The 26,612-nt window shown below is 58.9% G+C and carries 17 protein-coding genes and 7 pseudogenes; 3 read left to right on the top strand and 21 right to left on the bottom strand.

The window, feature by feature from the left end; genetic code table 11:
* Positions 1–49 precede the first annotated feature (49 nt).
* The 11 genes and pseudogenes from NLM31_RS07725 to NLM31_RS07675 all read right to left on the bottom strand — a co-directional run.
* Positions 50–934 (bottom strand): CmcJ/NvfI family oxidoreductase, encoded by an 885-nt coding sequence (locus NLM31_RS07725; RefSeq protein WP_254191928.1) that lies wholly within the window; start codon positions 932–934, stop codon positions 50–52.
* Positions 935–1,548: 614 nt separating this feature from the next.
* Complete coding sequence (locus NLM31_RS07720; protein ID WP_254191927.1) at positions 1,549–2,436, bottom strand: CmcJ/NvfI family oxidoreductase; 888 nt, start codon at positions 2,434–2,436, stop codon at positions 1,549–1,551.
* 290 nt (positions 2,437–2,726) lie between these two features.
* Positions 2,727–3,782 (bottom strand): phosphotransferase, encoded by a 1,056-nt coding sequence (locus NLM31_RS07715; RefSeq protein WP_254191926.1) that lies wholly within the window; start codon positions 3,780–3,782, stop codon positions 2,727–2,729.
* A 266-nt stretch (positions 3,783–4,048) separates the two neighbouring features.
* Entirely contained in the window at positions 4,049–5,278 is a 1,230-nt protein-coding gene (locus NLM31_RS07710) for a CaiB/BaiF CoA-transferase family protein (RefSeq protein ID WP_254191925.1), read from the bottom strand.
* Positions 5,279–5,376: 98 nt separating this feature from the next.
* Positions 5,377–6,489 (bottom strand): alanine dehydrogenase, encoded by a 1,113-nt coding sequence (ald, locus tag NLM31_RS07705; protein WP_254191924.1) that lies wholly within the window; start codon positions 6,487–6,489, stop codon positions 5,377–5,379.
* Positions 6,490–7,324: 835 nt separating this feature from the next.
* Positions 7,325–7,681 (bottom strand): RidA family protein, encoded by a 357-nt coding sequence (locus NLM31_RS07700; protein ID WP_254191923.1) that lies wholly within the window; start codon positions 7,679–7,681, stop codon positions 7,325–7,327.
* Between the two features lie 348 nt (positions 7,682–8,029).
* Entirely contained in the window at positions 8,030–8,761 is a 732-nt protein-coding gene (locus NLM31_RS07695) for an SDR family oxidoreductase (protein WP_254191922.1), read from the bottom strand.
* 545 nt (positions 8,762–9,306) lie between these two features.
* Positions 9,307–9,549 carry a DUF2274 domain-containing protein gene (locus tag NLM31_RS07690; protein ID WP_254191921.1) on the bottom strand — a complete coding sequence of 81 codons (243 nt, stop codon included), beginning with the start codon at positions 9,547–9,549 and terminating at the stop codon, positions 9,307–9,309.
* Between the two features lie 5 nt (positions 9,550–9,554).
* Positions 9,555–9,989 (bottom strand): annotated as a pseudogene (locus NLM31_RS07685) (TrbI/VirB10 family protein); the annotation flags it as partial.
* A gap of 460 nt (positions 9,990–10,449) precedes the next feature.
* Positions 10,450–11,511 (bottom strand): toprim domain-containing protein, encoded by a 1,062-nt coding sequence (locus tag NLM31_RS07680; protein WP_254191920.1) that lies wholly within the window; start codon positions 11,509–11,511, stop codon positions 10,450–10,452.
* A pseudogene (locus tag NLM31_RS07675) lies at positions 11,511–13,250 on the bottom strand (strawberry notch C-terminal domain-containing protein); the annotation flags it as partial. The gene NLM31_RS07680 and the pseudogene NLM31_RS07675, both read right to left, overlap by 1 nt.
* Here NLM31_RS07675 and NLM31_RS07670 point away from each other — a divergent pair.
* A pseudogene (locus tag NLM31_RS07670) lies at positions 13,242–13,391 on the top strand (IS3 family transposase); the annotation flags it as partial. The pseudogenes NLM31_RS07675 and NLM31_RS07670 overlap by 9 nt on opposite strands.
* Positions 13,392–14,255: 864 nt before the next feature.
* Here the strand turns inward: NLM31_RS07670 and NLM31_RS07665 are convergent.
* From NLM31_RS07665 to tnpB, 5 genes and pseudogenes are all read right to left on the bottom strand, one after another.
* Positions 14,256–15,092, bottom strand: coding sequence for a Crp/Fnr family transcriptional regulator (locus tag NLM31_RS07665; protein WP_254191919.1), 837 nt, complete (start codon positions 15,090–15,092; stop codon positions 14,256–14,258).
* An 827-nt stretch (positions 15,093–15,919) separates the two neighbouring features.
* Positions 15,920–16,875 (bottom strand): annotated as a pseudogene (locus tag NLM31_RS07660) (amidohydrolase).
* A 61-nt stretch (positions 16,876–16,936) separates the two neighbouring features.
* Entirely contained in the window at positions 16,937–18,286 is a 1,350-nt protein-coding gene (locus NLM31_RS07655) for a CapA family protein (protein WP_254191918.1), read from the bottom strand.
* Positions 18,287–18,522: 236 nt separating this feature from the next.
* A pseudogene (locus tag NLM31_RS07650) lies at positions 18,523–19,838 on the bottom strand (IS66 family transposase); the annotation flags it as partial.
* On the bottom strand, positions 19,835–20,014 hold the full coding sequence (gene tnpB / locus NLM31_RS07645; protein ID WP_254196151.1) for an IS66 family insertion sequence element accessory protein TnpB: 180 nt from the start codon (positions 20,012–20,014) through the stop codon (positions 19,835–19,837). The pseudogene NLM31_RS07650 and the gene tnpB, both read right to left, overlap by 4 nt.
* A 52-nt stretch (positions 20,015–20,066) precedes the next feature.
* Between tnpB and NLM31_RS07640 the strand changes: the two are divergent.
* Positions 20,067–20,189, top strand: a pseudogene (locus NLM31_RS07640) (IS5/IS1182 family transposase); the annotation flags it as partial.
* A gap of 63 nt (positions 20,190–20,252) precedes the next feature.
* Here the strand turns inward: NLM31_RS07640 and NLM31_RS07635 are convergent.
* The 4 genes and pseudogenes from NLM31_RS07635 to NLM31_RS07620 all read right to left on the bottom strand — a co-directional run bounded on the left by NLM31_RS07635 (position 20,253) and on the right by NLM31_RS07620 (position 24,773).
* Entirely contained in the window at positions 20,253–20,483 is a 231-nt protein-coding gene (locus tag NLM31_RS07635) for a hypothetical protein (RefSeq protein WP_254191917.1), read from the bottom strand.
* A gap of 118 nt (positions 20,484–20,601) precedes the next feature.
* Complete coding sequence (locus tag NLM31_RS07630) at positions 20,602–21,960, bottom strand: LLM class flavin-dependent oxidoreductase (protein WP_254191916.1); 1,359 nt, start codon at positions 21,958–21,960, stop codon at positions 20,602–20,604.
* Between the two features lie 817 nt (positions 21,961–22,777).
* A pseudogene (locus NLM31_RS07625) lies at positions 22,778–23,534 on the bottom strand (acyl-CoA thioesterase); the annotation flags it as partial.
* A gap of 108 nt (positions 23,535–23,642) precedes the next feature.
* Positions 23,643–24,773, bottom strand: a complete 1,131-nt coding sequence (locus NLM31_RS07620) for an IS630 family transposase (protein ID WP_254191295.1) — start codon at positions 24,771–24,773, stop codon at positions 23,643–23,645.
* A gap of 37 nt (positions 24,774–24,810) precedes the next feature.
* Here NLM31_RS07620 and NLM31_RS07615 point away from each other — a divergent pair, with 37 nt between their 5' ends.
* A complete protein-coding gene (locus NLM31_RS07615; protein ID WP_254128687.1) occupies positions 24,811–25,104 on the top strand; it encodes a LexA family transcriptional regulator in 294 nt (97 codons plus the stop codon).
* A gap of 80 nt (positions 25,105–25,184) precedes the next feature.
* Here the strand turns inward: NLM31_RS07615 and NLM31_RS07610 are convergent, their stop codons facing one another.
* Positions 25,185–25,910, bottom strand: coding sequence for a hypothetical protein (locus NLM31_RS07610; RefSeq protein WP_254191915.1), 726 nt, complete (start codon positions 25,908–25,910; stop codon positions 25,185–25,187).
* Between the last annotated feature and the right edge of the window lie 702 nt (positions 25,911–26,612).

The following is a 26,612-nucleotide window of genomic DNA, read 5'->3' as shown; positions in this document are numbered from 1 at the left end:
ATTTGATCAAAGCCCGCCCAGCGACGGCGTTGATCCCGGTTCCACCAAGTCAGTCATAGTACACGAAAAAGCGGGCCTCCACGCTCTCGCGGGGCTTTGCGTTGGGATGGGCGCGACGATCGTCAAATGCCGAGTGCGGCGCTTGCGGCTTATAGTGCTCCTCGGAATCATAGCCCTTGAACAGAACGAGGTCGTCCGCAGTCATTTCCGGGAAGTAGTACCAACGCTGATCCGCGCTGTAGCGAAGGGCACAGCTCTTGAACGCGCTGCCCGGTTCGTTCTTGGTATTTGAAACGTAGTCATGCACGAGCATATCGCCGTCGCGAACGGTACTCGCATCGCAGAACGCCAAGGGAAAATCCTGCGGAGGTGGCGAGAGAGCCCGCCAAGCTTGTATGACCATCAATCGAGAATAGGCCCGGATCGGAAGGCCCTGCAATTGGTCTTCGGCCGCGGCGGCTGCCGGACCGGCAATCGGCGCGAGATCAATATGAGCCAATCCAGCCGGCTCTCTTACTCCATCAACGGCAGTCCAGCCTGCTTTGGGGATTGCCGTCCCAGCGGCACGACGAACGTAAACGCCGTTTCGCTTGGGCACGACCCATGATGCATTGAAGTAGCTCTTGATGAATGGAACCATCTCTTCGAGATACTTCTCGCGCATAATCTCTGGATCGCGCACGTCTGCACAGGAGGTCTTGTGCTGGATCAGGGCGAAGCCTTCCCTGTCGAGAGACAGTTCGTCAACGAGCGGGCGCGCGTTGCGAATGGTGACGTCGTAGCTCACGATGGAAACGTGCTCATAATTCGGCACAACAACTGCTGGAGCCTTTTCATCGGGCGCGCGCCGAGCAAAGGCAATTTGACCTTGCACGCACTCCAACTGGTCGCGGTCTACCTGTACTGTCGACGAGGCTCGTTTCGGATTGCCCATGGCTGATTTCTCCCTAGCGCTAGGTTATTCGCAAAGAATAACGCAATATCAATGCGCAAAGACCGCGAAAATCTGCAGGAGATTGCAGAAAACATGCAACGGCATCCGTAAATCAAGCGCCTTTTCGACGGGATATTTCCGCGAGTAGTCAGCAAGCTGCCGCCTCGAGAAGCCGGGGCCTGCTTACAAATCCATTTTGGCTCAGCCGTAGGCAGAATTGGTAGCGAGCAAGATCTACTCGCCTTGGTTTGCGTACACGTGTCTGCGGCTGTGAGCGGCGGTTGGAGCGGTCGCAATTACGTTTAGCAGCGCTCCGCGATTCGCGCGTACCCGCGCCTGTTCGAGAAAGACTCGCGTCTTCTCCTTGCCAACGCGCCCAGCAGCAAGGCCAAGTTGGTCCGCCTCGCCCCGTTCAAAGCGCCGCAGCAGTCATCCAGGATTCGCTCACAGTTCTTCCAGGGTGCGGCACTGAATATGATGAACCGGCGCCGCTAGCCAGCAATGAATTCTCCATAAAAATGCAGGTGCCAAGCGCATCGATCGCCTGGCACCTGCAAGCCGCCCCCCCGACTACTTTTCGGAGATCGGTTAGGCCGTAGGCTCGATCTTGCCGTTCACTCGAAATAGACGAAGAAGCGCGCCTCGACACTCTCACGGGGCTTTGCATTGGGGTATGCGGCGCGATCGTCAAACGCAGAGTGAGGCGCCTGAGGCTTGTAGTGCTCCTCGGAATCATAGCCCTTGAACAAAATGAGCTCGTCCGGAGTCATTTCCGGGAAATAGTACCAACGCTGAGCGGGATTGAAGCGAAGCACGGCGCCCTTGGTCGAGCTGCCAGGCTCGTTTCGGCTCGTGTCGGTATTGTAGTCGACCACGGCAACATCGGTATCTTGAACAGTGGAGCAGTCGCACAATGCTAACGGGATATCCTGCGGAGGCGGCGAAAGAGCGCGCCACGCCTGAATCAGCATCAATCGAGAATACGCTCGAATCGGAATCCCCTGCACTTGGTCCTCGGCCGCAGCGAGCATCGGACATGCGACGGGTGCGTAGTCGATATGAGCGATGCCAGCCGGTTCCCTTACTCCGGAAACCGAGTTCCAGCCGGCCTTGGGAATGGCGGCTCCGGACGAGGAGCGAACACGAATGCCCTTTCGACGTGGAATGACCCACGACGCATTGAAGTAGCTCTTGATGAAGGGCACCATTTCGTCGAGATATTTCTCGGCCATGACCTCTGGGTCACGCACGTCTGCACAGAAGGTCTTGTGCTCAACCAGGGCGAAGCCTTCCCTGTCGAGCGATAATTCTCCCACGATCGGGCGCGCGTTGCGAATGGTCACGTCGTGAGTGACCATGGGATACGCTTCGTAGTTCGGCACGACAACCGCGGGAGCCTTTTCATCGGGCGCCCGCCGAGCAAAAGCGATTTGACCTTGCACGCAGTCCAACCGATCGCGGTTTACTTGGGCAGTCGATGAAGCTTGGTTTGCGCGCGCCATGGCCGCTTCTCCCTAGTGTTGTCCATCTGTTATCGAAATATAATCCGAAGTTGATGCACGAACGCCGCGAATAAACCGTCAAGATTGCAGGAATTCTGCAAAATGACTGGATCCCATGCCCTTTAACGAAGTCATTTGAAATATTTTGCAAAGTCGCGGCACAGCGTCCCACCGCAACCAGCCATTGTCGGCGCACGCGGTTGCTAAACGTGAAGCCGCCGCTCAGCGCCCCCTTTGGACCGATCGCCTCTGGGTTCTTGCATGATAGCAAGTTGAGTTTCAAAAGTTCGCTACACCGCCCCTGCCTTCTGCGCGTAGATCCAGGACGCTTTCGCAAGCGGCACGGTGCGCTTGGCGGATTCAATCGCCTTTGCGCTGGCCGCTGTTCCGTTGCGGATGCGGGCGGCGATACCTTGCGTGATGCCCACGAGACGGAAGAGGTTGTAGGAAAAGTACCAATTAAGATCCGGCAGCGCCGTGCCGGTGTAATCGCAATAGATATCCGCGGCTTCTTCCATGGTTGGAATGTTAAGCGCGTTCAAATCCGCACCCTGCAGCCCTGGCATGATCCACTGCATCAGCAAGTAGGTGAAATCGGCCATTGGATCACCAACTGTCGACAACTCCCAGTCGAGGACAGCGCGCACCCGCGGCTCGTTCGGATGAAAGATCATATTGTCCAGGCGATAGTCGCCATGGACGATTGAAACTCGGTTTTGCTCGGGTAAGGTCCTCGGCAGCCACTCGATCAGCTTCTCGACCTCGGGAACATGTTGCGTCTCGGATGCGCGGTATTGCTTCGACCAGCGGTCGACCTGGCGCGCAAAGTAATTACCCGGCCTTCCGAAGTCGCCGAGCCCGATCTTTTCGGGATCGTACAGGTGCAGTTTCGCCAAGCTTTGGATTTTACTGCGGAAGATCTTCGGCCGCACCTCGGCTGGCTGGCTTGGCAGCTTAGGATCCCAGAACACTCGCCCCTCTTCCATCGACATGACATAGAAGGCGGCGCCGATAGTATTTTCGTCGGTGCAGAGTGCATAAGCATGCGCAGTGGGAAAGCCCTGCTTGCGGAGTGCGGAGATGATTCGGAACTCGCGATCCACTGCATGCGCCGACGGGAGCAGTTTGCCGAATGGCTTGCGCCGCATCACATAGGAGCGCGTGGGCGTATCAAGGCGATAGGTAGGGTTTGACTGGCCGCCTTTGAACTGCAGCACGGTCAACGGGCCCGCATGACCCTCGATGTGCTCCGCCATCCAGCGGGCGAGTTTGACCTCGTCGACGCGGTGCCGCTCCTCCACCGGCCGCGTGCCTGAAAACTCTTCGTCTTTGACGCCGTCCGCCACCGTAGCGCTCCTTCTTCTTGCTGCCTATCTTCCAATCTCGCGCAGCGAAATTCAGCGCCCCTCGAGGACGCGTTTCTCATCAAAGAACGGTAGCGGCCGCTAGCCACGGTCGCCCTCGCCTCCGCCCGGCGGAACTCCAGGGCGCACGCGTTAATCCTGGAGACAGCACCTTCTTGAGCGAGTCCTTTCTTCCCGTCCTCACTTGGGCCTGCCTGATGGGTCCGCAAGTTGACTCGCTGGCGAGCAAAGAAACCGCCCGATACCTTTCAGATCACGCCCGCTTGCTTCAGTATCGTGATCTTTGCATCGTCATAACCGAGCGCTCCGGAGAGGATCTCCCGGGTATGCTCACCTAGCAGCGGCGGCGCGCGATACTCCGTGACGGGCGTCTCTGAGAAGGTCAGCGCGTTGCGGATCAGCGACAGGTCGGGCTCGAAGCGATGGTTGACCTTCACCCGCATGCCGCGCGACTGGACGTGAGGATCGCTAAACACCTGCTCGAAATTGTTGATCGGACCTGACGGCACGCCGGCTTCCTCCAGCTTTTCCAGCCAGTAGGCCACCGGTTTCTTCAGGAACAGGCCAGCGAAGATCGCCATGATCTCCTTGCCGTGCACGACCCGGTCGTTGTTCTTGATGAAGCGCTTGTCGTTGGCGAGCTCGGGCTCGCCGAGCACGGCGCAGGTGCGCTGGAACTGGCCGTCATTGCCGACCACCAGCATCAGTTCGCCGTCGGTGCAGCGGAAGACACCGGCCGGCATGCCACCATTGCCCCAAGTGCCGCGGCGCGGCGGCGTCTTGCCGTTGACCAGGTAGATCTGTAGCCAGTGCGACAACGATGCGATGACGGTATCGAACAGGCAGACGTCGATGTGCTGACCTTGCCCGCCATTGGCGTCGCGATGGTAGAGCGCCGAGAGAAGCCCGATCGAGGTGTTCATGCCGGTCATGTAGTCGACGATCGACGGACCGACCTTCATCGGGCCCTCGCCGGGCTCGCCGTCGATATGGCCGGTGACGCTCATCAGGCCGCCCATCGCCTGGAGGATCGCGTCATAGCCCGCGCGCGGCGCGTAAGGGCCGGTCTGACCGAAACCGGTCACCGAGCAATAGATGATGCCGGGATTGATCGCCTTGATCGTCTCATAGTCGAGCCCGTAGCGCTTGAGATCGCCGACCTTATAGTTCTCCATGAAGACGTCGACGTCTTTCGCGAGCTGCCGGATGATCTCCTGCCCCTCGGGCTTGGCGATGTTGACGGTGACCGACTTCTTGTTGCGGTTGGCGCAAAGGTAGAACGAATTGTTGTTGTTGGCCTTGCCCTCGGGATCGGTCAGGTAGGGCGGGCCGAAGGCGCGCGCGTCGTCGCCGGTGCCCGGCCGCTCGATCTTGATCACCTCCGCACCGAGATCGCCGAGCATCTGGGCCGACAGGGGCCCGGCGAGCACGCGCGTGAGGTCGAGGATCTTGATGCCCGTGAGCGGCAGGTCTGACATCCAGGCGTTCTCCGGAATGGGAATTTTCAGCGATCAAAAAAGGGCCACTCCAAAGGAGTGGCCCAAAGTCGGGGAGCCGCCCGAAGGGACCGCTTCAGTTAGGCTGCAGCCTGTTCGATCGGCGAGAACGGCAAGCCGAGGCTCTCCGCTACCGCCTTGTAGGTTAGCCGACCCCGATAGACATTGAGGCCTGCGCGCAGATGCGGATTTTCGAGCACGGCCGAGAATCCCTTGTTAGCGAGAGCCAGGCCAAATGGCAGCGTGGCGTTATTCAACGCCTGGCTCGAGGTCAGCGGGACAGCTCCCGGCATATTGGCCACGCAGTAATGGATGACGCCGTCCACCTCGTAAGTTGGATCAGCGTGCGTGGTCGCCCGCGAGGTCTCAAAGCAGCCTCCTTGGTCAATCGCCACGTCAACGATCACCGAGCCTCTGCGCATCGAGCTCAACATGCCACGGCTAACAAGTTTCGGCGCGCTCGCTCCGGGCACCAGCACGGCACCGAAGACAACGTCGGCCGCAAATACCTCCTCCTCAACAGCATCGATTGTCGAGAACCTTGTACGAACGCGTCCTCCGAACAGTTCGTCGAGCTCGCGAAGACGAGGTAGATAGCGGTCAATGATGGTGACCTCGGCGCCCAACCCGGCCGCCATTCGCGCCGCATGCGTGCCAACAACGCCGCCTCCGATCACCACGATACGGGCAGGCTGAACACCAGGCACGCCACCGATCAGCAAACCGCGCCCTCCTGTATATCTCTTGAGGGCAGTACCGGCAGCCTCGATCGCAAGCCTGCCCGCCACCTCGCTCATCGGCGCAAGCAGCGGAAGGCCACCATGTGCATCAGTCACGGTCTCGTAGGCGATTGCCGTGCATCCAGACTTCAGCAGCCCCTTTGCCTGCTCCGGGTCCGGAGCCAAGTGTAGATAGGTGAAGAGGATCTGGTTTTCTCTCAGCTGCACCCACTCGGAAGGCTGGGGCTCCTTGACCTTCACGATCATTTCACTGGACGCGAACACGTCGCGAGCGGAATCCACAACCGTGGCGCCGGCTTTGCGATAATTGTCGTCCGTTGCCCCAATACCGGCGCCCGCATTGGTTTCGACGATCACGCTGTGGCCAGCAGCCACGTATTCCCGGACGGCTCCAGGTGTGAGACCCACGCGATATTCATGCGTCTTGATTTCCTTCGGAACACCGACCTTCATTTGCAACTCTCCCTGCTTGGATGATCTTTTCTAATCCTAAGAGCAGCGCAAGCCTGCGAAACACGAGGCCAAATCACGCATAAATTCAGCAAATTTTTGGGCACCACGCAGGAATCCGGCTCGCTCGACTCCGGCCTTGCAAACTCTCGTTCCACTCGCCCTTGTGCACCAGTTGAGACCGAGCGCTCCAACGGTACTATCCCGTACTGTAGCGCAAGGTTGTCGTGCCCTTGCAATCCAAGGCAAGCCTTGGCGGGCTTTGAAATGGCAGCCGAAGTCTGCAGCGGAGTTGTCGATTGAAACCGGTTCAGCCGGCCTGCAATCTGGATCTCAAAATGGCGCCAGCATTAAGCTTATCCTGGCTCGGAATGTGCAGCCGAATGCAGACGTTCTGCAAGCCACAGCTCTTGATCTCGGTAGGCGCGCGCTCGCGAAACATTGGCCCAACATTCACGCCGAAGCAATTGAAAACGCGAGCGCCGATGCTCGCTCACGCAATGCACGACTAGGCTCGCGTTTGCTGCGCGATCCCGCGCGGTGATATCTAAGCCCTAGACGCAAAGAATGCGTTCTTAACCAGCACAGACCTGCGATGGCGCAGGCGTGGTGCACGATCTTCTCCTGACGGCGTAACTTAGCGACGGAGCGGGGAGATGAATCACAATTCTACCGTCGCGCTCGATCAATCCGACATCCGGCGGGGTTTTCGCTACCCGGAAGATGGCGATCCACCAGCGCCACTGTGCCGCCGCCCCACAGGCGCGCCGCCACAGACACACCACGATGCTAGGCCGAGCATTATCGTATTGAGCTTGAACGTCGCCAGCTTGGGCGGTCAGTGCCCGAGCGCCGTGACAGCGATTTCGACGTCATATCCGTCGTGTGCAAGCCGAGACTGCACGCAAGCACGAGCAGGAGCTTCACCCACTGGAACCCATGCATCCCAAACTTTATTAAAGTCGTCGATGTGGCGTGCGTCACTGAGCCACACCATGGCAGTAAGCAGGCGCGTTTTATCGATCCCCGCCAAAGCAAGTAGCTTGTCTATTTTAGCGAGGGTCTCGTTCGTTTGCTGCTCAATCGGCGCATACTCGGTGTCGGACACCTGGCCAGCCAGATAGACAACTCCATTCGCAATCACTACTTTGCTCATTCGGCCGCCGGTTTGTAGGCGCTGAATTTCATTTGGCATGCAGGCTTTCCATCATCGCGTAGCTGAAAAGATTAGGAGTCCAGGTCTTGTATCGTCATGAAGCGGCGACCACCCAAGGCTTACCGGGCCCTGGCTAGCATACCGCCGGTCCAGCGTGTTGTTTCACTAGGCGATGCGATCGTCAGGCCGATTACTTTTGCACAGTAGCAGTCGGCAGCAGCGGCCTTCCGGGCTCGCGCATCTTACCACGCGCGCCTGTGCAAGGCCCTCGGCCGGCCAAGCGCCAGCTGCTGCCCGGGAAGCTTATGGCAATTCACATGCGGCGCCTGGCATGTTCGAGCATGAAAGTATTGCACCGACACACGTGCTGCAGTTCTCACGCGGGGATTACCAAGGGATTGCTTCCCCCCAGAAGCGCTGGAAGGTGCCGCTGGTAGCTGGTGTGAGCTCGGCGATGCGTTGCTTCAGGCCGCGCGCACTCTCGTCGGCCGAAATCGATTGTGAGGAATTGCGGGCAAGTTCACCGGGCATGTCCGTCCGCACGAATCCTGGATCCAAAATACCCACCAGGACGCCGTCCTCCGCCCAGTCGCGAGCGAGCCCTCGCATGCCGTTGTTGAGTGCCGCCTTCGAAGCCCGGTATGCATACCGGTCAAGGCTGCTCGGGTAGCCGGCACCATAGTCTTTTGTAGTCGACCCATAAACACTGCTGATCGCCACAATCTTCTTTTCAGAACCGCGCCTCAAATTGTCCCGCAAAGCTTGGGCAATGAGTATCGGGCCGAGAGCGTTGACGCGGATCGTCTTCATCCAACTCTCGGCGTCGATGCTGTCGGCCGACTGGGGCTTGGGGGTGCCGTTGATCCCCGCATTGTTGATGAGGATGTCAATCGGCTGATCGCCGATCGCCCGCTTCATGGATGCGATCGAGGCCTCGTCGGCCACTTCGAGCTGAATAATCCGAATGCTACCGCCGCGCGCCTCTGCTAGGGCGCTTAGCGCTTCAGCCGTTGCCGGTTCACGGCAGCAGGCAATCACCTCGGCCCCGTCGGTCGCATATTGCTGCGCGAGCGCAAGGCCGATGCCGCGGTTCGCACCCGTGATCAGAACTGTGGTCATTCGAGAAACACCTATTACGAGAGCTTTTCCCCAGGTGAGCCGTTGCGGTAGCGTGCGCAAAGCCCAGTAATTTGGACTTTGACTGGATGCAACCTCGGTCGCTCAGCCTCTGGAACAAATCCTAAAGCTAGATTAGCGCCTAATTAGCGCGAAGAAGTAATACAGGGCGCCGAAATTCTGCAATGAGCTTGTGAATCCTGCTGGTCTCCGACGAGCAGAATGTTTCGGCGAGACCTGGCGCGAAAGACGCAGCACGCGCCCCGCCAATGCGTCGTAATAATGATCGCATTCTGAAGCTAGCCAGGGACCAAGGATGGTCCCGAACGGCAAGCGTGGGGCTTCAGCTGGAGGCTCCTCGGTTCAACCCTGGCCTCACTTATGACCATCGTGCCAGCCGCGGCAGCATAAAAGAGCCGATTTGCATGAAGAAAGGTGGTGCTCAAACGTGGCAAGTGAGCCAATTTCTTCTGCCTGGCCTATCGGGCTTGCGCGAGGATCGCGTACCCAAGCCGGCTCGACTTCTCCTGAAGCTGATTTTCTATGCGTTACCCCTCGCCTTCGCTCGGACATTGACGTGCCCGGCGAGCCTTCCGAAAGTTTCTGTCTGCCGCCATGAACCGCGCCAACATCGGGGCGATCAACTTGCTCGGATCCTGGATCGGCTGACCGCTCTCTTGTGCGAGAATTTCGCTGTAGGCCACGAGATCTCTGTGCACGCTCGCCGGTAGTTCGTGAGCCACCTTGACAGGCTTATCGTCTTCGATTGCTCCGAGTTTAAGCTTTGGCATCGTCCTCATCCTCTGTAGGGCTCGAGCACCAGGTCGCGATTGACGATCACCCGCACCGGAAATCCCGGGCGGATCGTCAACGTCGGCTGGATGTTGAGATTGCGGCGGACCACCTGCTGGCCAGTCTGATTGATCGAATCCCCTGCTCCACGGCGGAGCGCCGCGATCAGATCGCTGTTGGCGCTACCCGAATCCGCTCCCGAGTTCACCTCGGTGCCAACGGAGAGCAGCGTCGACAAAGCGGCTGCTCCCAACAGCTCCTTCCAATGGTTGTCGACCTCGTCCTCAAGACCGGAGTAGCCTGCCGTATCTGCACCGGGCTGCCGCTCCAAGACGATCGACCTCCCATTCGGCATGATGAGGCGCGTCCAGACCAGGAGCACGCGCGACTGCCCAAACGCGACCTGGCTATCATAGGTCCCGATGAGCCTTGCACCCTGGGCTCGGGAAGCGGTTTTGGATCCGGTTCATCGTCCAATGGACGGTAGCCAAAGAGCTGCAGTTCGCTAAGGACGTGGTCGGTTGAAGATGTGGTGTGCGGTGGTTCGATGTCGTCACGGTCGGTCATGGAAGAAGGTCCTCTGCCGGATTGACCGCGCCCATCGCGGCCTTCGTGGCGATCACTCAGACGGCGGGCGGAACGGGCCAGAACCCGAAAGGGCCGAAGCGGCAGCGGAGGATGGCGAAGGACGGCTATTTTGCTTCGCGATGCAAAGCGCGCTGGCCAAACCTATGATGTGTCTTCACATCGCCGGCGCGCGGCGGAAAATAGCCGGCCGCAGCCATTGCCGGCCCGGGCCGCTTGCCGTCCGATCGCCCTCTAGAAGGCCGTGGTCGCGTTCTCTTCCGGCATTGGCCTCGCCTATGACCGACCTATCAACGTCGATCGAACACCGGGAGCTATTCCGCGACCACCATCGACGAATGCAGGAAGCGAACGACGTCCTCCGGCACGAGCTGAAGCCGCAACGCTGCTCGGAGGGCATCGAGACCGAATATGTGCAGATCTTCGTTAAAGTCGCCCAGCCGAGGCGACAACGGAATCGCTTCAATACCGGCGTCTGTTGCACGCTGAGTCAGAACTGCCTGAACCGCATCCCCGGCGGCATCGGCATCGCGGGCGATGTAGAGCCGGCGCAGGCTCGACGGGAGCAACAGGGCTGAGAGGTGATTGGCAGAAAGCGCAGCTGCCATCGGCATAGTCGGCAGCACGTAGCGTAGCGACAGCATGGTTTCGATACCCTCGCCGGCAGCGAGCACGTCGTCCACCACGCCGAAGCGAACGGCATTGCCAAGAAGATCGCCCATCGCTCGTCGTGGTGTGTCGATTGGAGCCTTGCCAAGCCGTACGCGATCGAAACCGTCCGGGTCGAGCCAGGTGCGGTGGACGCCCGTGATCCGTCCATCGAGGTCGGTGACGCGAGCGACCATCGCCGGCCAGGTCTCAGTCGGCAAGTGCTCGTCCGGTCGATAGTAGCAGTGTGGGTGAAAGCGCAGGCTGCCGTCATGGTGCACATGGGTTATTCCGTGACGCTGCAGATATGTCTCGACCACGGTCCCCTCGATCGGGCTGGATATCGCAAAGAGCCGACGGGCAGCTTGTTGCGATCCGGTTGGCACCGCTAGTCGTTCGGGTTTCGATGCGGACTCCCGTTCGGTACGAGGTAGCTTGAGAAAGCGTCTCGCCTCCTCGGCGACTTGGCGGAAGTCACGCAAACCCCGGCATTCGCGGATGATGTCGAGGAGGTCGCCATGCTCGCCGGTCGCAGCGTCCGTCCACTTGCCGGCAGGCCCTTTCAGCGATTCCTGGAGCCGCACGACCATCGAGCGGCCCGGGGTGTTGTGGACGTCGCCGACCACCCAATATCGACCCGCCCGCTTACCATTGGAAAGATAGTATCGGCACACTGCCTCGGCCTCGCGCGCGAGGCCGCGGGCCAGCTCGGAGGCATCGCGAGACATCACGCGGCATCCCGCTCACTGATGCGCGCGACCGGATAGCACTCGAGCACCTTCGACAGGATCTCGACGCCGTTTGCGTCCGTCGGCACGAACATGCGCAGCTTCCAGGAGATAATCTCTCCAAAGAGACCGTAAGCCCGTAGTCGGTCGCGCATCATGTCGTTGAACCCAGACAGTTCGATGCGGTATGCGCCCATCACCCGAACACGGCGAAGCTGGAGATCCTCGGCAAGGTCGAGGACTGTCCGTCGCTCCACCAGCGCGACAAAGGCGGCATCCGGGGTCAACACCGGCGCGTCCGCCGCAAGGACGTTCGCAACCCAGGTAGCCGAGACCTTGCGGCCGATGATCCGTTCGCCTGCGTCTGTCTGGAGCCGATAGACGCGGGTGGATTCGTTCGGCAGTCGCTTCCAGATGGGCAACAGCAGGCCCGCTACAATGTGGATCGTACTCTCGGTGAACTCGGGTACCTCGGCGAGCTCCGCCAGCCAGGCTGCGGCAAAACGCTCTCGATCCGTTTCGACCCAATGGCTTTCCGCCATCATGTTGAGGGAGACGCTGTGCTGCTCCATCGGCCGGATCAGGCGGACGCGCCGTTCGATCTCGCCGTCGTCGAGCATGAAGCTCGCCGCCGGCACCTGAACGGCGGATCGCCCGGAGCGCTCATTGATCAGCAGGACAGCATGACGATCGGAATGACGAGCGAGGGCGTCATCCAGCCCCACAGGATGGTTGCGCAGGCTCTGGGTAATCGTGAGAAGCCGGGTCTCCGCGCCAGTGCCCGGATGCGCATAAATCGTCCTCCGGTCCGTGACGACAAAGCTTTCGGCGCGGAGCGTTTCCAGCCCGATGTCGTAGGTGCCCGATGCGACGGTGCCCTCGATCCGAGCAATCAATAGCTGCTCGAAGACGGTGAACAGGATGTTCTGAAGCTCGATCGTGAGCGCCAGCAACCGGTTCAGGAAGGTCGTGATCGGCGGCAGGTCATCCCTGAGCCCGTTGGTGTCGGTCAGCTTCAGGGCGGTTGCATCCTCGAACCTCTCGAGCGAGCAGCCGTCGACCTTGCCGCGCGCAAGCAGCGTGTAGAGTTGACGCAATGCGTCACGCCCATACTGGCTCTCGAGATTGTCCTCGGGCCGGAACAGGCCCTGCCCTCCGGTCTGGCGCTGGCCGCGCGTGATGGCTCCCAACGTGTCGAGCCTGCGGGCAATAGTGCTGAGAAAGCGCTTCTCGGCCTTCACGTCGGTCGCTATGGGACGAAACAGGGGCTGCACCTGGTTGGTCCGGTTCGTGCGGCCGAGGCCCTGGATAGCGGCATCGGCCTTCCAGCCGGGCTCGAGCAGATAGTGGACCCGCAAGCGGCGATTCCGAGCCGACCGTTCGGCATGGTAGCTCCTACCGGTGCCGCCGGCGTCGGAGAACACTAGGATCCGCTTGAGGTCGTCCATGAAAGCCGAGGTCTCTGCGAGGTTGGCCGAGCCGGCTCGGTTTTCGATCACCAGCCGGTCGCCCTTGCGAACGATGCGGCGCGAGCGACCGGTTACTTCGGCGACCAAGTCGGTACCGAAGCGCTGGACGACTTGGTCCAGCGCTCCAGGGACCGCAGGGAGCGAGGCAAGCTTCTCGATCAGACGGTCGCGGCGGGCGACCGCCTGCCGGCTCTCGACCGGTTGGCCGTCACGATAAACAGGCCGCGAGCCGAGGTTGCCCTCCGAATCTGTGAAGGGTTCATAGAGCTCGTTCATCATCGTCAATACAAGACCCGCACCGAGGCCCAGCGCGATATCTTCGCCTTCATCGAGGGATTCTACAATCGAACCCGGCTCCATTCCGCGATCGGATATACCGCTCCGATCCAGATGGAGCTAAAAGCAGCTTAACCCTGTCCACTTTTTTGGGGGAAGATCACAACAGCTTCCGCTCATTGCGCGCAAATGAACGTCATTCCTCGATACACGGAGGCACGCGTAATACGCCTCCGCACTAAGCCGCTTGGGCGCCTAGGCCGCTGTGAATTCCCTTTGGATAAGAATGCTTTTTTGTGACGCTCAGATTAGTCGAGCGGTTGGCGTTGGTCCGAAGATGAGAAGCGGCGATCGTCGTTGAGAGTTTAAAGGGACCCTACCAGATCCTGGCCACACGACACGGTGAGGTCGGCGCCAAGCACCCCAGTGGATTCACCAAGAGCCGAGGTTTCCGGAAGCAGAGCCGGCGATGGCAATTGCCGGCTGCCACCCGAGGTGCGATCGAGATTGAGTTTGCGACCCGAGCGCGGATGCGGATCACGCGGGCGATTGGCGCGGCGACGCTGACGCCCAGCTCCTTCCGCGTCGCCATGCTTAGCCACCCCATCTTCGCCCCCGCTCGTTCCCGATCCAAGGGAGCAATTTACGTGAGGCAACGGCTCAGCATCCGGTAACAATTAAGGCGAGGCAATGCGTGTTCTCACCCTGATCGCCGCCGCCCAGGATGATCCCGTCCGTACAGACGCACGCTCAGTTGGGATATTAACTGAAAATCGACGGCCGCCTATTCTGTTCAACTCGTTGCGTCCATTCGTACTGCGGGAAGAAGAACTGGGCACCGATCTCTTGCTTCGCTTAGGAAGCCCTCACATGCAACATCGATCTATCGCAGTTCAGGATGTGCAAGTCCGGCTCGCCACCCGGGCAGGAGATAATGACCGGTCGGGTGGCGCTCCCGAGCACCTGCTTTCGCCTCAGCCACACGCATAGCGGGCGCCGTTACCCCGCTAGATCCATGGTGCAAACAGCGGGCTCGTTTGAGAGATAAGCTCCTGAGATCAGCTTGTAACAACTGCATGCCTTCTGCTCAAGGAACGTTCGTTCCTCGATACGCAACAAGCCGCGCGTCTTGTGAATTAGTCCCTGTTCTTCGAACCGGATTAACGTCTCCGTCACCCCAGGACGGCGCAATCCCAATAGAGATGACAGATAATCGTGCGTAACCGGAAGCACGTCCGCAGCAAGAGCATCGCTCGCCAAACAGAGCCAGCACGCGAGCCGTTTTTCGCGATCGTGTCGGACACCGCATAATCCTGTCTGAGCGCAATGCATGCTCAGTGCCTGAACGAATGCAGAAACATTTTCTCGGATTCCGGGGCGCTCGCGCATCACGTGCCGCAAATCCTCGACACGAATCCTGTGAGCGCTCCCGGGGACGAGCATGACGCACTGGTGCGTTGGCAGATGCCCTCCCACTAACAGTGAAGCGCCGACCGCCCCGCGATTCCCGATCACTGCCGTTTCAAGAATGGCTCCCGCCGCAACGATCCTCAGCGAGACGAGACCTGATTCTATGAAATAAATGTGGTCAAGCTGCTTTTTTGGCTCCTGCAAGACCATGTGTTCTCGCAAGACAACCGGTTCAAGGAACTCTCCCATCGCCGCTAGATCTTGAAGAGATATTCGTGCGAGAATTTCGTTCTTAACAAAGCGCCGCGTATTAGGACGCGCTGTACCAGGTCCTTGAAGAGCCCGAGGCATGTCGGGCGGCGGCTGGGGCACAGCAACTGCGGAGCCGTCAAGCGCTTGCAGGACGTTGGGTACGTGGTCAATCATACTGCGCTCCGTATCCTGTTTAACCGAATTTTTACCAATTTGAAGCTTAGCGAGACTTTCAGTGCCGATTCGTGCGATCCGGGGCCACTATCGATTTATTCCTGCGATTGAGGGCCGCCTTTCGCGTAATTTCGACAACTACCGCGCTTTGTGCATACCAGCCATCTGCCCTTCAGTTTTCTCCAAATCACGCTTGCACCGGCTCCAATATGTGCCAAGCGCGCCGCGTTCGCATCGTCCGCGAGGTGTCGCATCGTACAGTAGCGCTGGGATGCGCCGACAGAGTTCAAGATGCCCTGTTTCGGAGCCCGGTAATTGCGAAATGCAACGGGGTAGCGCGCAACTCTCGACTGACTAGGGCCAGCGCTGTGCGAGCAAGGCAGGAGATACCCAATCGAAGTCTCTGAACGGAGGCACGCATTTCCCAACCGCGAGCGGCGCGACCCCCATCGGTAAGAACGACGCGAGATTGTCTGTTCGGTGCCAATTGTCGTAAAGGAAATAAGCAGCTCGGCTCACCCACGAGGGAGCCGTGGGTGAGCCATACGGAGCCCCCGGTAGAGAACCAAGTGTTCTAGCGCGACTACTTTATGAGCGGAATGATTTCCGTCTCAAAGCGCTTAACCCAGGAAGGTAGTTGGGTCGACAAGTATCCCCAATCCGGAGTGTATACATTACATACTTTTTCATTTCCTCCGGCGAAAACGCCACAGCCGATAACGCGCAAGCGTAATTGTAGCCGTGTTGCTGATGAATACGCTCGGACGCGGCCAGCAAATCCGACCCTTGAGCTTAGGATTAACCAGGAAGTCGGTTCAATCCTGAGGTCAACCGGCCGGCATAGCTCGCTCCGTGAGCTTGGCCCAATAGGAGCAGCCAAATGGGACAGCCTCATCGTTGAAATTGAACTGCGGATGGTGACACCCCCGCCGTGTCGCCATTCCCAATGAAGATGAAAGCGCCAGGACGGGCGTTCAGCATAAAACAGAAATCTTCGCAGCCGAGCCTCGGCGGCGTGTTGCAATTGACGCGCCCCTCGCCCACCACCGCGACAGCCACATCGGCCGCGAAGGTCGTCTCAGCTTCTGAGTTACGCGTGATCGGACAGCCGCGCTCATAGTTAAGCACTGCCCTGGCCCTGGGTCCCGACGAGCGTGGTATCGATGCAGTCGTGAGGGCGCCCGGCATGCCCACCAAAGCCTTCGATGTCGGTGGTGAACCCATCACCTGCCGCGAGGAGCGATCCGGGACGGATAGCGAATTTGCCGACCGGAAAACCCGGCATGTTGTGCATGCCATAGACTTCTTGGATACCGAAGCGCTCCATCAGACCGTCATTGACCATAGCGCGGGCTCCGTATCCGCGCTCCTCGGCTGGCTGGAAGATGACGACCGCCGTGCCATCGAAGTTGCGCGTCTCGCAGAGATATTTGGCCGCGCCGAGGAGCATCGCCGTATGTCCGTCATGGCCACAGGCGTGCATCTTGCCTTGGATCTTCGAGGCAAACGGCAACCCCGTTGCTTCCATGATAGGAAGCGCATCCATGTCGGCCCGCATGCCGACGATACGTCCAGAGCCTGTCCGTTTACCCATAATGACGCCGACCACGTCGGTCTTGCCGATGCCAGTGACCACCTCGTCGGCGCCAAAGGTCTTCAATCTCTCAGTCACCATTCCAGCCGTGCGATAGACATCGTATCCGAGCTCGGGGTTAGCGTGGATATCGCGGCGCCACCCCGCTATTTCGTTGTGGAGATCTGCGAACCGGTTGACGACGGGCAAGGTTGCGGTGGCCGTCAATGCAAACCTGTGCATCCGAAACCGCCCAAATGGCATCCGTCCCCTAAAGACCGGTCATAGGCCTGACTCTGATAACTCCAACGTTGTCCTCGATGGAGATGTGCGTCCCAAAAGGGTACGAAAGCTTCTGTAGACGTTCTAGAATACTTCTCGCTTGTGTCGGTGGGGCAAGACGAGGCACGCCGCGGTTCGCTAGTCGCTTCGAGAAGCCAAGCTCGACAGGGTAAAGAAGCAACTCAACGAGCTGGTTCTGCTGAAATTTGCTGATTGCTACCACGCTCTCGTAGAATGCCGGGTCTGCAAAGTCCTTTATGGTGGCGCCCTGCAGGTCGGCTTCCGTATCAACAGTCGGGTCCTTGCCGTAGGCGACGAACATGTCGGCGCCCAATGGTGTTTGGAGCGAGTCAAAAATGAAATTGCCAAGGCTATAGAAGATCGGTCGATTCTTATAGATTTCAATGCCTCGCAACCGATGGGGCCCATGGATGACATGAGCATCCGCGCCGGCATCGATCAACTTGTAAGCAAATGATCGCGCATAATCCGGCGGTTCCTCGCTCCAGTTTCCCGGGCTGTGATCGTGGTTCGTAGCGATTACGAAATCTGAAATCTGCTTACCCTGCCGAACATTAAGCAAGATTCGTGCTGCGTCTGAAGAGTTTGGCTCATAGCTATAGCAAACCTCGTCGCCCCTTTTGAACGTCACTCCGGCAAGAACAGCCGCGTTCGCGTCCGCAAGGTCAAACTCGGGGTGAGGTAACACCTCGCGCATGCGCCTCACACACTCGAGCATATCGGGAGGGACGACGACGCTGCGCTTTAATCGCAGCGAGTTGAGGCCGGGTCTTCCGGGAGCCTCGCCGGCGGGGTCACCCGCGCGCGACCAGGGCGTGAATGTTGAAGCGAACGACACTAGCGCTGCTCGGCCACGCGGAGTTTCTAGAAAGCGGGGCGCGGCGGCATGCGCCAAATTCTCACCTACGCCCGCATGAACGATTCCGTGCCGGTCGAGCATGCGGCTGGTTTCGCGCATGCCTTCGAGTCCCCAGTCAAACGTATGGTTGTTCGCGCGGCTGACAATATTAAAGCCAATGGATTTCAGATCGGGAGCCACTTCCAGAAGGCTGCTAATCGCGCCGCCTGTGTACTCGGGGAGCGGGCCCCCGCCGGCGAACGTCCGAATATCGAAAATGTTCGTTTCTAAGTTGCCGAACGCGACATCTGACTCCCGAATTAGCTTAACAATGTCGGCAAGCCCAGGGTGCTGACCTTCCGCCAGACGCCGAGAGACGATAAGGTCTCCGACTGTCACCATTGTAAAGCCATCGCCAACGTTTGTAGCGATCGACCCGACATCATCGAAGGTTTCATTTTGCAAGATTTGATTGTTCATATTTCTCACGCGTTTTGAGAAGTCACAGCCACTGAGAGCGGCGGGAACGAAACTATGCTGCCAGTCGGGCGGTTGGCGGGCATGAGCGGAGGCCACGCCTCTCGACCTTTCCGATATCGATGTGGTCTGAATGGATTGATTCGGTTGAGGGAGCTCGAGCGAGGTCGGGCATGACGCCCATACGCTCTCGGATTTTGTCCTCCAGCGCCTGAGTAGGATACGCTCGATCTCGGCATAAACCTAGTCCATCGCTTCAGGATGTAGTTGAACGCCTTGGCCAGGTCGTGACCACGAGACAGTTTGGCGAGCTGTTCGCGCATGTAGACCTGAAGGTCCTCGACCAGAGGCCGGCTCAGCGTCTGTCGCACCTGAAGACGCCCTTCGGGGCTCCTGCCCTTGATGGAGCGTTCGATCTCGAACAGCGCATCGATCCGCCGCACGACCTCGATCGCAATCGGAGAGAGCGGGATTTCCTTCTTTCCGACACCCTTGCGCTGCGCATTCTCTTCGATGTCGGCCATGGGAAAGAATGGGCGCCTTCCATGCGACCAGCAGGCAGCCTCCCGGATCGGTCCGGGCTGGCGCCCGGCCAGATAGAGCTGGTTGTAGCCGTCATAGGCGTCGGCCTGCAGGATGCCGGCATACCGGGCCAGATGCCCCTGCGGATGCTCGCCCTTGCGGTCGCGTGAGTAGTAGAACATCGCTGCCGTTGGACCCGCGCCCCCAAACGGCCGGTCGTCCCGAACGTAGATCCAGCACCGTCCCGTGTCGGTCTTGCCCTTAGCCAGGACCGGCACCGTCGTATCGTCAGCATGAAGGCGCTCGGCTGCCATGACATGGGCTTCCACCAGGCGCAGTAGGGAATCCAGCGACGCACAGACCGCCCCCACGGCATCAGCCATGGTCGACAGCGCGATCGGCACCCCTTCCAGGGCATAGCGCTCGGCCTGGCGGTTCAAGGGCTGATGCTGGCCGAACTTCTCGAACATGATCATGGCCAGGAGGCTCGGGCCAGCCCATCCCCGGGCGATGGCATGGAATGGCGCCGGCGGCTGGCTGATCTTCTCGCAATCGCGGCAGGAGAACTTCTCCCGGACCGTCTCGATCACCTTCCACTGGCGCGGCACTACTTCCAGCGTGCGCGTCATATCCTCGCCGAGCTTGCGAAGGCGATTGCTGCCGCAGCATTCACAAGCCGTAGGTCCTTCGATCACTACCCGCTCCCGGGGAAGGTGTGCTCAGGGAAGGTCTGGCGCTCAGCGCGCTTGCGCGTAAATCCGCGCACCGTCGTCGTCTTCGCCACGGCTCGTTCCGCCGCAAGCTCGTCCTCGGTGGCGTCGGCTTCCAGCTCTTCGAACGTCAGCGCCAACTGCTCGATCAGCCGCGCCGAACGTTCCGACCGTTGCCCATAGATCTGATGCTTCAGCTTGGCGATCTGCAACTGCTGCTGGGCGATCAGCGCTTCGTCTTCCGACGCTTTCGCGCGGGCGACCGCGAGCTCAGCGGCGATCTCCAAACCCTTCGCGCGCTCGACTGCCAGCGCCTCCTTCAGGGCGGCAACGTCATCCGGAACAGCGTCGCTAGGCGCTTAGCGTAGAGCGACATGCCCAGCCCATCGTGCCAAAGAATCTTGACGAGGTCACCGCGACGGCCCCGGAAGATGTAGAGATCGCCGGCATGGGGATCGCGCTTCAAGCTCTCCTGAACCGTAAGAGCCAGGCTTTGCATGCCGCGACGCATGTCGGTATGGCCAGTGGCGATCCAAACCCTGACGCCGCTCTTCGGCTGGATGACCCGCTGGCGGCGCCTCATGCGCGACTACGAGAAGCGCATCGACGTCTCGCATGCCATGATCCTCGTCGCCATGGGCGGCAATCTCATCCGCAGAAACGCCCATCCCTGAATTTCAAAACGGACTCTAAGCGCGTTTGCCTTGTCTGGTCGGTCGAGCGTGATCCAAACGATTTCACCCTCTTTGTGTCCGATTCCGATGGTTTTCCGCCCGCCCTGAACAGTCGATGAAGCTGCCATAACCGGACCTCGATGGCCATCGCGAGAGCCTCTCCTCCGTTAGGCAGATGGATGCGATGGCGCGACTCCAGCTCCTTTCCTGCAGGCATGCAAAGAGTGTCGTCAGGATGCGAGAGCCGCTGGGACCGATCGGATGTCCAACTGCGAGACATAGAGAAAGCACCATGGTTGGGAATTAAGGGCCGTGGCATTTGAGGTGGACACGGCCCTATCGAGCCCCGATGCAATTGAAACACCGTCGACGTTCCGATAGAGTCGCCCGGCTCGCAACAGCTTGGGTTTTTTTACAGGCCAGTAGACGCGCCTGTCTGGATAAACCGATTGAGCGGCCGCTTGAGACCGAGGTTCTCCCTCAGTGTTTGTCCGGAGTATCCGGCTCGGAATTTGGCACGGCGGCGCAATTCGGGCACGACAAGCTCCACAAAATCCTTGAGTCCACCTGGAACAGTCGGGGGAAGTACGTTGAATCCATCAGCCGCGCGTTGATCAAATGCATCCACCATAGCATTGGCAATTTCGTCCGGTGTTCCAACAACCATGAGATGGCCTTTGCTAGCCGACACTAAGCGGATCAGTTCTCTCCAGGTGAGTTTCTGGCGAGCAGCCAAGTCGAGAAGCACCTTTTGGCGGCTCCGGATCAGATTCGTCTCCGGCAATGCTTCGGGGACGAATGAGTCCAGGTCGACCGAACGCAGGTCCACGACAAACCCAAGCCAACGCTCAGCGGTTTCAATTTGAACGTCTATATGACTATACGATTGCAGTCTTTCAAGCTTCTCAGACGCCTCTTGCTTGGTCCTCCCGACGATCGGGACAATGCCCGGCATGATTAGAATCTGATTTTCCTCCCGCCCAAGTGCATGCGCTTTGTCTTTTAGACTTGTGTAGTATCGTTTACCGTTTTCTAAGCACGGTTCAGCGGTGAACACCACCTCACCGACTTCTGAGGCGAACGCTATTCCGGCATCGGACGCGCCCGCCTGAACCAACACAGGATGACCTTGCGGCGGCCGCGCGATGTTCAGTGGACCCCTCACTGATAAGAAGCTGCCTCGGTGGTTAAGCAAATGCACTTTAGTGGTGTCCACGAAAATACCACTCGGCTTATCGCGAATGAAGGCTCCGTCTTCCCACGAATCCCATAAGCCCTTTACGACGTCAACGAATTCTCGCGCTCGAGCATAGCGCTTGTCATGATGCGGAAGTTCCTTGTCACCAAAATTTGGCGCTTCGGCCTCGAATCCCGAGGTGACAACGTTCCAGGCAGCACGCCCCCGCGATAAATGATCAAGTGATGCGAGCATGCGCGCAAGATGATACGGCTGGTGATACGTAGTGCTCGCTGTTGCGACAAGGCCAATGTTTCGCGTTCTCGACGAGAGTGCCGACAACAGCGTAATTGGCTCGAACCCGTCGTTTCGGCCTGCGCGGGCCAAGCTTGCGTTATCGCGTTCTACTACGCTCAGAGTGTCGGCGAAAAACACGAAGTGAAATGCCGCGCCCTCTGCTAGCTCTGCCAAATGACCATAATGGTCGACATCAACTCCGCCGTTCGCCGGAACACTCGGATCCCTCCAAGCACTTTCATGATATCCTGTCTGAACCAAGTAAAGTCCGAGCGTCATTTCACCATTGCGCGGCATTCTGTGTCTTCCCTTGAATTTCCCTATCCATGCGCACCGTACGGGCCGCGTTTCAATGCCGCCACAGGACCAGGTGCCTCAACGCCCGACTTCTCGCGGCTACCAAGATTTCAACAATCGCACGTCATTGCGGCACCACCAACTGTTTCGGATGGTGCCTGCGCGGTAGACCTCTGGAAGCTATGAGCACCCGCATCTTGCATATCAAACTCCTCCATAAAGTGTTAAGGACGCTTGCAAGGAGAGAGGTGACATGCTTCTGTTAGGTAAATCAATTGGTAGCGTTGGTAGTTGACCAGAGCCAACACTGGATCAATCTTGCTGTAGAATCGCAAGCGTGGTCGGGTCCGGCAATCGCGATCCGCGCTGCTTGCTACCACGGTTTACATACATAGACATCGTGTGACGCGAGCATTGGCGGCCATCTCCACATTGTAGTCAAACCGTAGTTTCAGCAGCACGCCAATCGAGCTGTTGGCGGCAATGTTCATTAGCAACCGGTTCGCCCGCGGAACGTCTGGCAATCGCTCTGGGTCAAGTGTGATGCCGCGCTTGTTGCGATTTACGATGCAACAGCCCGGCTGTCATTTCGCACAATCGCTCTTTCATGTAGCGAGCTTTGGGCCAACGCCGCGCCACCAGTCTCGACACTGAACGACCTCGCTCTTGATAGCGTCCGGGCCGCGATCAGCCGCGTGCGTGTGCATAGCGGGCTGCATCGACAGAGCACCTGATCATCGCACTGATCTCAGGTGCGTTTTCCATCGGGAGCCGTGGGTTTTGTCGGCTGCGCTGGGATTCGTAGAGCGAGGCACGCTCACGTGCATGCGGAGGATCCGTGCAGCTCGCGCCCGGCCCCTTCCTGGGCGACCGACGCAACCAAGCTACCGTCTGGTTTGAATATCTGCCGTCGTGTGAGGCCGCGCCCATCTTGCGCGCTCGGCGACTCGCGAGCGTAGAGCAGCCAGTCGTCGACCCGGAATTGGCGGTGAAACCACATCGCATGATCAAGACTTGTCCGCATAATGCGCTCGTCGAACAGCGTACGATCATGAGATCATGACGCACCATTACCACGTCGAGCAACGAGAACTCCGAGGCATAAGCCAGCGAGCACATATGCAGCGCTGGATTATCTGGCAGCTTTGCGGCAATTTTGATCTAGATATGGGTGCGGTCGTCCTCGATCTTTTGACCAAAGTACCGACCGATCTCGACTGGGCACAACTCGATGGCATAAAAATCGCGGACGGAATTCGGTGTTTCCGGAAACGTCGTACGCTCGTGCAATATATCCATTCCAAGTTTTTCCGAAACATCGGGCATTTTGTCTTGATGATCGAAGTACCCTGGTCTTCGGCGTGAAACGACAGGATGTTCCAGAAGATCGCATGGCCGTGCTGGATCGCGGTAACGCGCCTCGTCGAATAGCTCTTGCCGTCGCGCAAGTTTTCGATCTGATAGATGATGGGTACCTGGGGGTCTCCGGGCAGGATGAAATGGGAAGGTAGCGAATGCGGCAGTCGGTTTTCGACCGTGTGGCATGCCGCGGCCATTGACTGCCCGATCACTTGGCTTGGACGATGGTTGAAATGACGATCGCTCTCGGTGTCGTCGTGACCAGATCGGCGCGGCGCCTCTTGTCGAGGAACCGCGGGATACGGGATTCGGCTAGTAGCTCGTCACAGTGATTGTGACTCTTTGGACGTTGCGGGATAGGCGCGGCCCATTTTGGCGCGGGCTTTTTCGGTCGTGAACATCCATTTGATGCGGGCGCCAGCGGCATTTCGTTGTTTCTCCCATGCGGCGATTTCGCGGCGGAGCCAGTTTGGGTCGTCGATCCTGCGGTCGAGGCACTGACCGCGGAGCACGCCGATCTCGATCTCGACCATGTTGAGCCAACTGGCGTGCTTTGGGGTGTAGTGGAACTCCAGGCGGCGCAGAATTCGCCGGGCTTCGTCAGGCGCGAATGCCTCATAGAGGGAGCCTACGGAGTGGGTCGACAGATTGTCCTGCACGACGCGGATGCACCCGGCGTCGGGATAATGAACATCGACGAGTTCGCGCATGCACTGGGCGTAATCTTCTGCCGCCCGTCGCTCTGTGACTTTGACTTTGCGCCATGGCCGATGCACGTCGATGCAGACGAAGAGATTGACGGTGCCGTTGCGGCGATACTCGCAATCGTAACGTTCGAGTTGGCCCGGCTCGGCGGGGATCGGCTCGCGAACCTCGCCGATGAGCTGGACCGGGCTCTCGTCGAAGCAGACCACCGGCCGGTCGGGATCAGGCGCCTCGGCATATAGGTCGAGCACGTCTTCCATGCGGGCGACATATTCGCCATCGACCTTTGGAATGCACCACATATCCTTGCGCCACGGCTTGAGGCCGTTTTCGGCCAGCCGCCGGCGCACCGTCTCGCCCGACAGGCTCTCGTGGTCGGTGAGCCTGACCATGGCGTCGGCCAAAAGCTCCAGCGTCCAGCGGGCGCGACCCTCGGGAGGGGTTGCGCAAGCCGTTGCCACCAGCAGGGCTTCCTCCTTGCCGGTGAGCTTGCGCTCCGCGCCTGGACGCGGATCCTCGCTCAGCGCCCGCTCCAGATTGCCTTCCACGAAGCGCCGTTTGGTCCGGTACACGGTGGAACCGCCCACCGCCACGGCGCGGGCAATCTCTTCATCGCTGCGGCCGGCATCGGCCGCCAGCAATATCTGGGCGCGCTTGAGCTTGCGGGCAGCCCGCTTGCCCTTGCTCAACATCGCGGTGAGTTCACAGCGTTCGGCTTGGCTCAATTCGACCCGATAACGTACATTCATCGCGACCTCCTTGTCGGAGGACCGGACGAATCGACAAATGAATCGAAAATCAGGCGCCGCTCGCAGCCTCAGCCCTCAAGGCTTCACCGAAAAGCAGGGCCAGTACCTGGCCTTCATCTACACCTACGCGCACATGTTCCGACGCCCGCCCGCCGAGACCGACATGCAGCGCCACTTTCAAGTCAGCCCGCCTTCGGTCCACCAGATGATCGTGACCCTCGAACGAAATGGTCTCATCCGGCGCCAACCCGGCGTCGCTCGAAGCATCCAAATCCTCGTGGCTCCGAAAGACCTGCCCATCCTGAACTGGCTCGGAATCAACCAGTCATAATCAGTGTGACGAGGTACTAGCCGGTTGTCGTCGAGCATCGCCGAGTCGTTAGAATCCGCATTCGAGCGGCCGGTACCAAGCTAACTATCGCGCGGCGGCGCCGTCGAGGATGAGAGCTCCAAAAGCAGCTCAGCTGCATCGTGACGATTAACAAGGTTCCTCAACTCCTCGCCGGTTAGCCAAATAAGCCAATAGTCCTGCACCTTGTCTTGTTCCACTTGTATCGACCCCCCTAGTTCTTGATGCACGACTTCGTGGACGGCCTTTTCCAGTGTCCAGCGCGCTACGATTGCACATGAGAAGTCCGGAGCCCACATGGCAAGAGAGACGCCCCGTTCTATTCCTCTCATGATCTTGGTTATGCCCTTTCCTCTAAAGTCACTCCGCACCCAAAGATCCCCGTGATACGCTACTTTGCCCGTCATTTTCTTCGCGCTGGGTGCAATGCATGTGCAAGTACTCTTCGGACCTTCATGTATGCTCGGGTCAGCGTAAAACGCCTTAAGGGATTCAAGATGTTCTGCAAAGTTGCTGTGCGAAAGATTATACAGCCGACCAGCCTCTAAGACGGCGACTTCGTCGTTCTTATCGACGCCTATGATCCAATACCCTTCGCCTGATTTGATTGGTGAGCGATCTGGTCGGAAATTTGGAGATGTGAGGACCTTCGTCGGAGTGGCGCGCGTGATCGAAACATACTCATGGAAGTCGAAACCGATCGAAAGCCTAATGTGCATTTGAGCAGCGGCTTGATCATACACCTGGAGGAAACGCGAGACTTGCAGTAGATTGATTACACTTGTCATTATCGCACACTGCCCTAACTGTCAGGCGACACTCTAAACCCATGCAGAGTTACTGGGTCACACTACAACACCACGAGTGATACGACACACTACCTGTTCTGGTGGAATACCTCGCTTCCAGGAGTAAAAGCGCAAGACACGACAGTTGTCGGCACGAATAAGATCGATCACCAACGTCCCGGGGTCCGGGCCGCCGGTAGCAGCGAAACCCGGCACCATCATTCATGGTGTAACCGTACACGATCGCGCTTAGAGACGGTTCTTGGGCCGATCTGATAACTATCCATGAGCCCGTTTCCTTCAAAACCTGGACGACGTCCCTTGAACGCTTATGCCAACTCGAGACATTGGTATGTGAAGATTTTTCGCTCAATGAACATGTCGCGAGCCCGACGACAGTGTCGCCGATCCGAGACCCGGCATCAGAAACGCTTCATCACCAGTCGGCGCCTAGCCGTCGCCGTGACAACTCACTTCCGCAAAACGCGGCGGTAGCGTAATGGCATAGGCGAGATGGTAGCTCTGCGGTAAGAAACGGAAGACGATCTCACCTGGCAATTATGCTGCCGCTGGCAATGCGACCGGCCTCGCGGATGCGAGCACGACTTCGTCTGCCGTGAGGGCTCCATCGCATGCAGATAAGCGTCGGTGCCGGTGCACGTCTCTTTTTGCGGCCAAGAGTGCTCTTGCTAGAGCATTTTC

The sequence above is a fragment of the Bradyrhizobium sp. CCGUVB4N genome (assembly GCF_024199945.1).
Lineage (GTDB): Bacteria > Pseudomonadota > Alphaproteobacteria > Rhizobiales > Xanthobacteraceae > Bradyrhizobium.
This window is presented reverse-complemented; position numbering and strand designations above follow the sequence as displayed.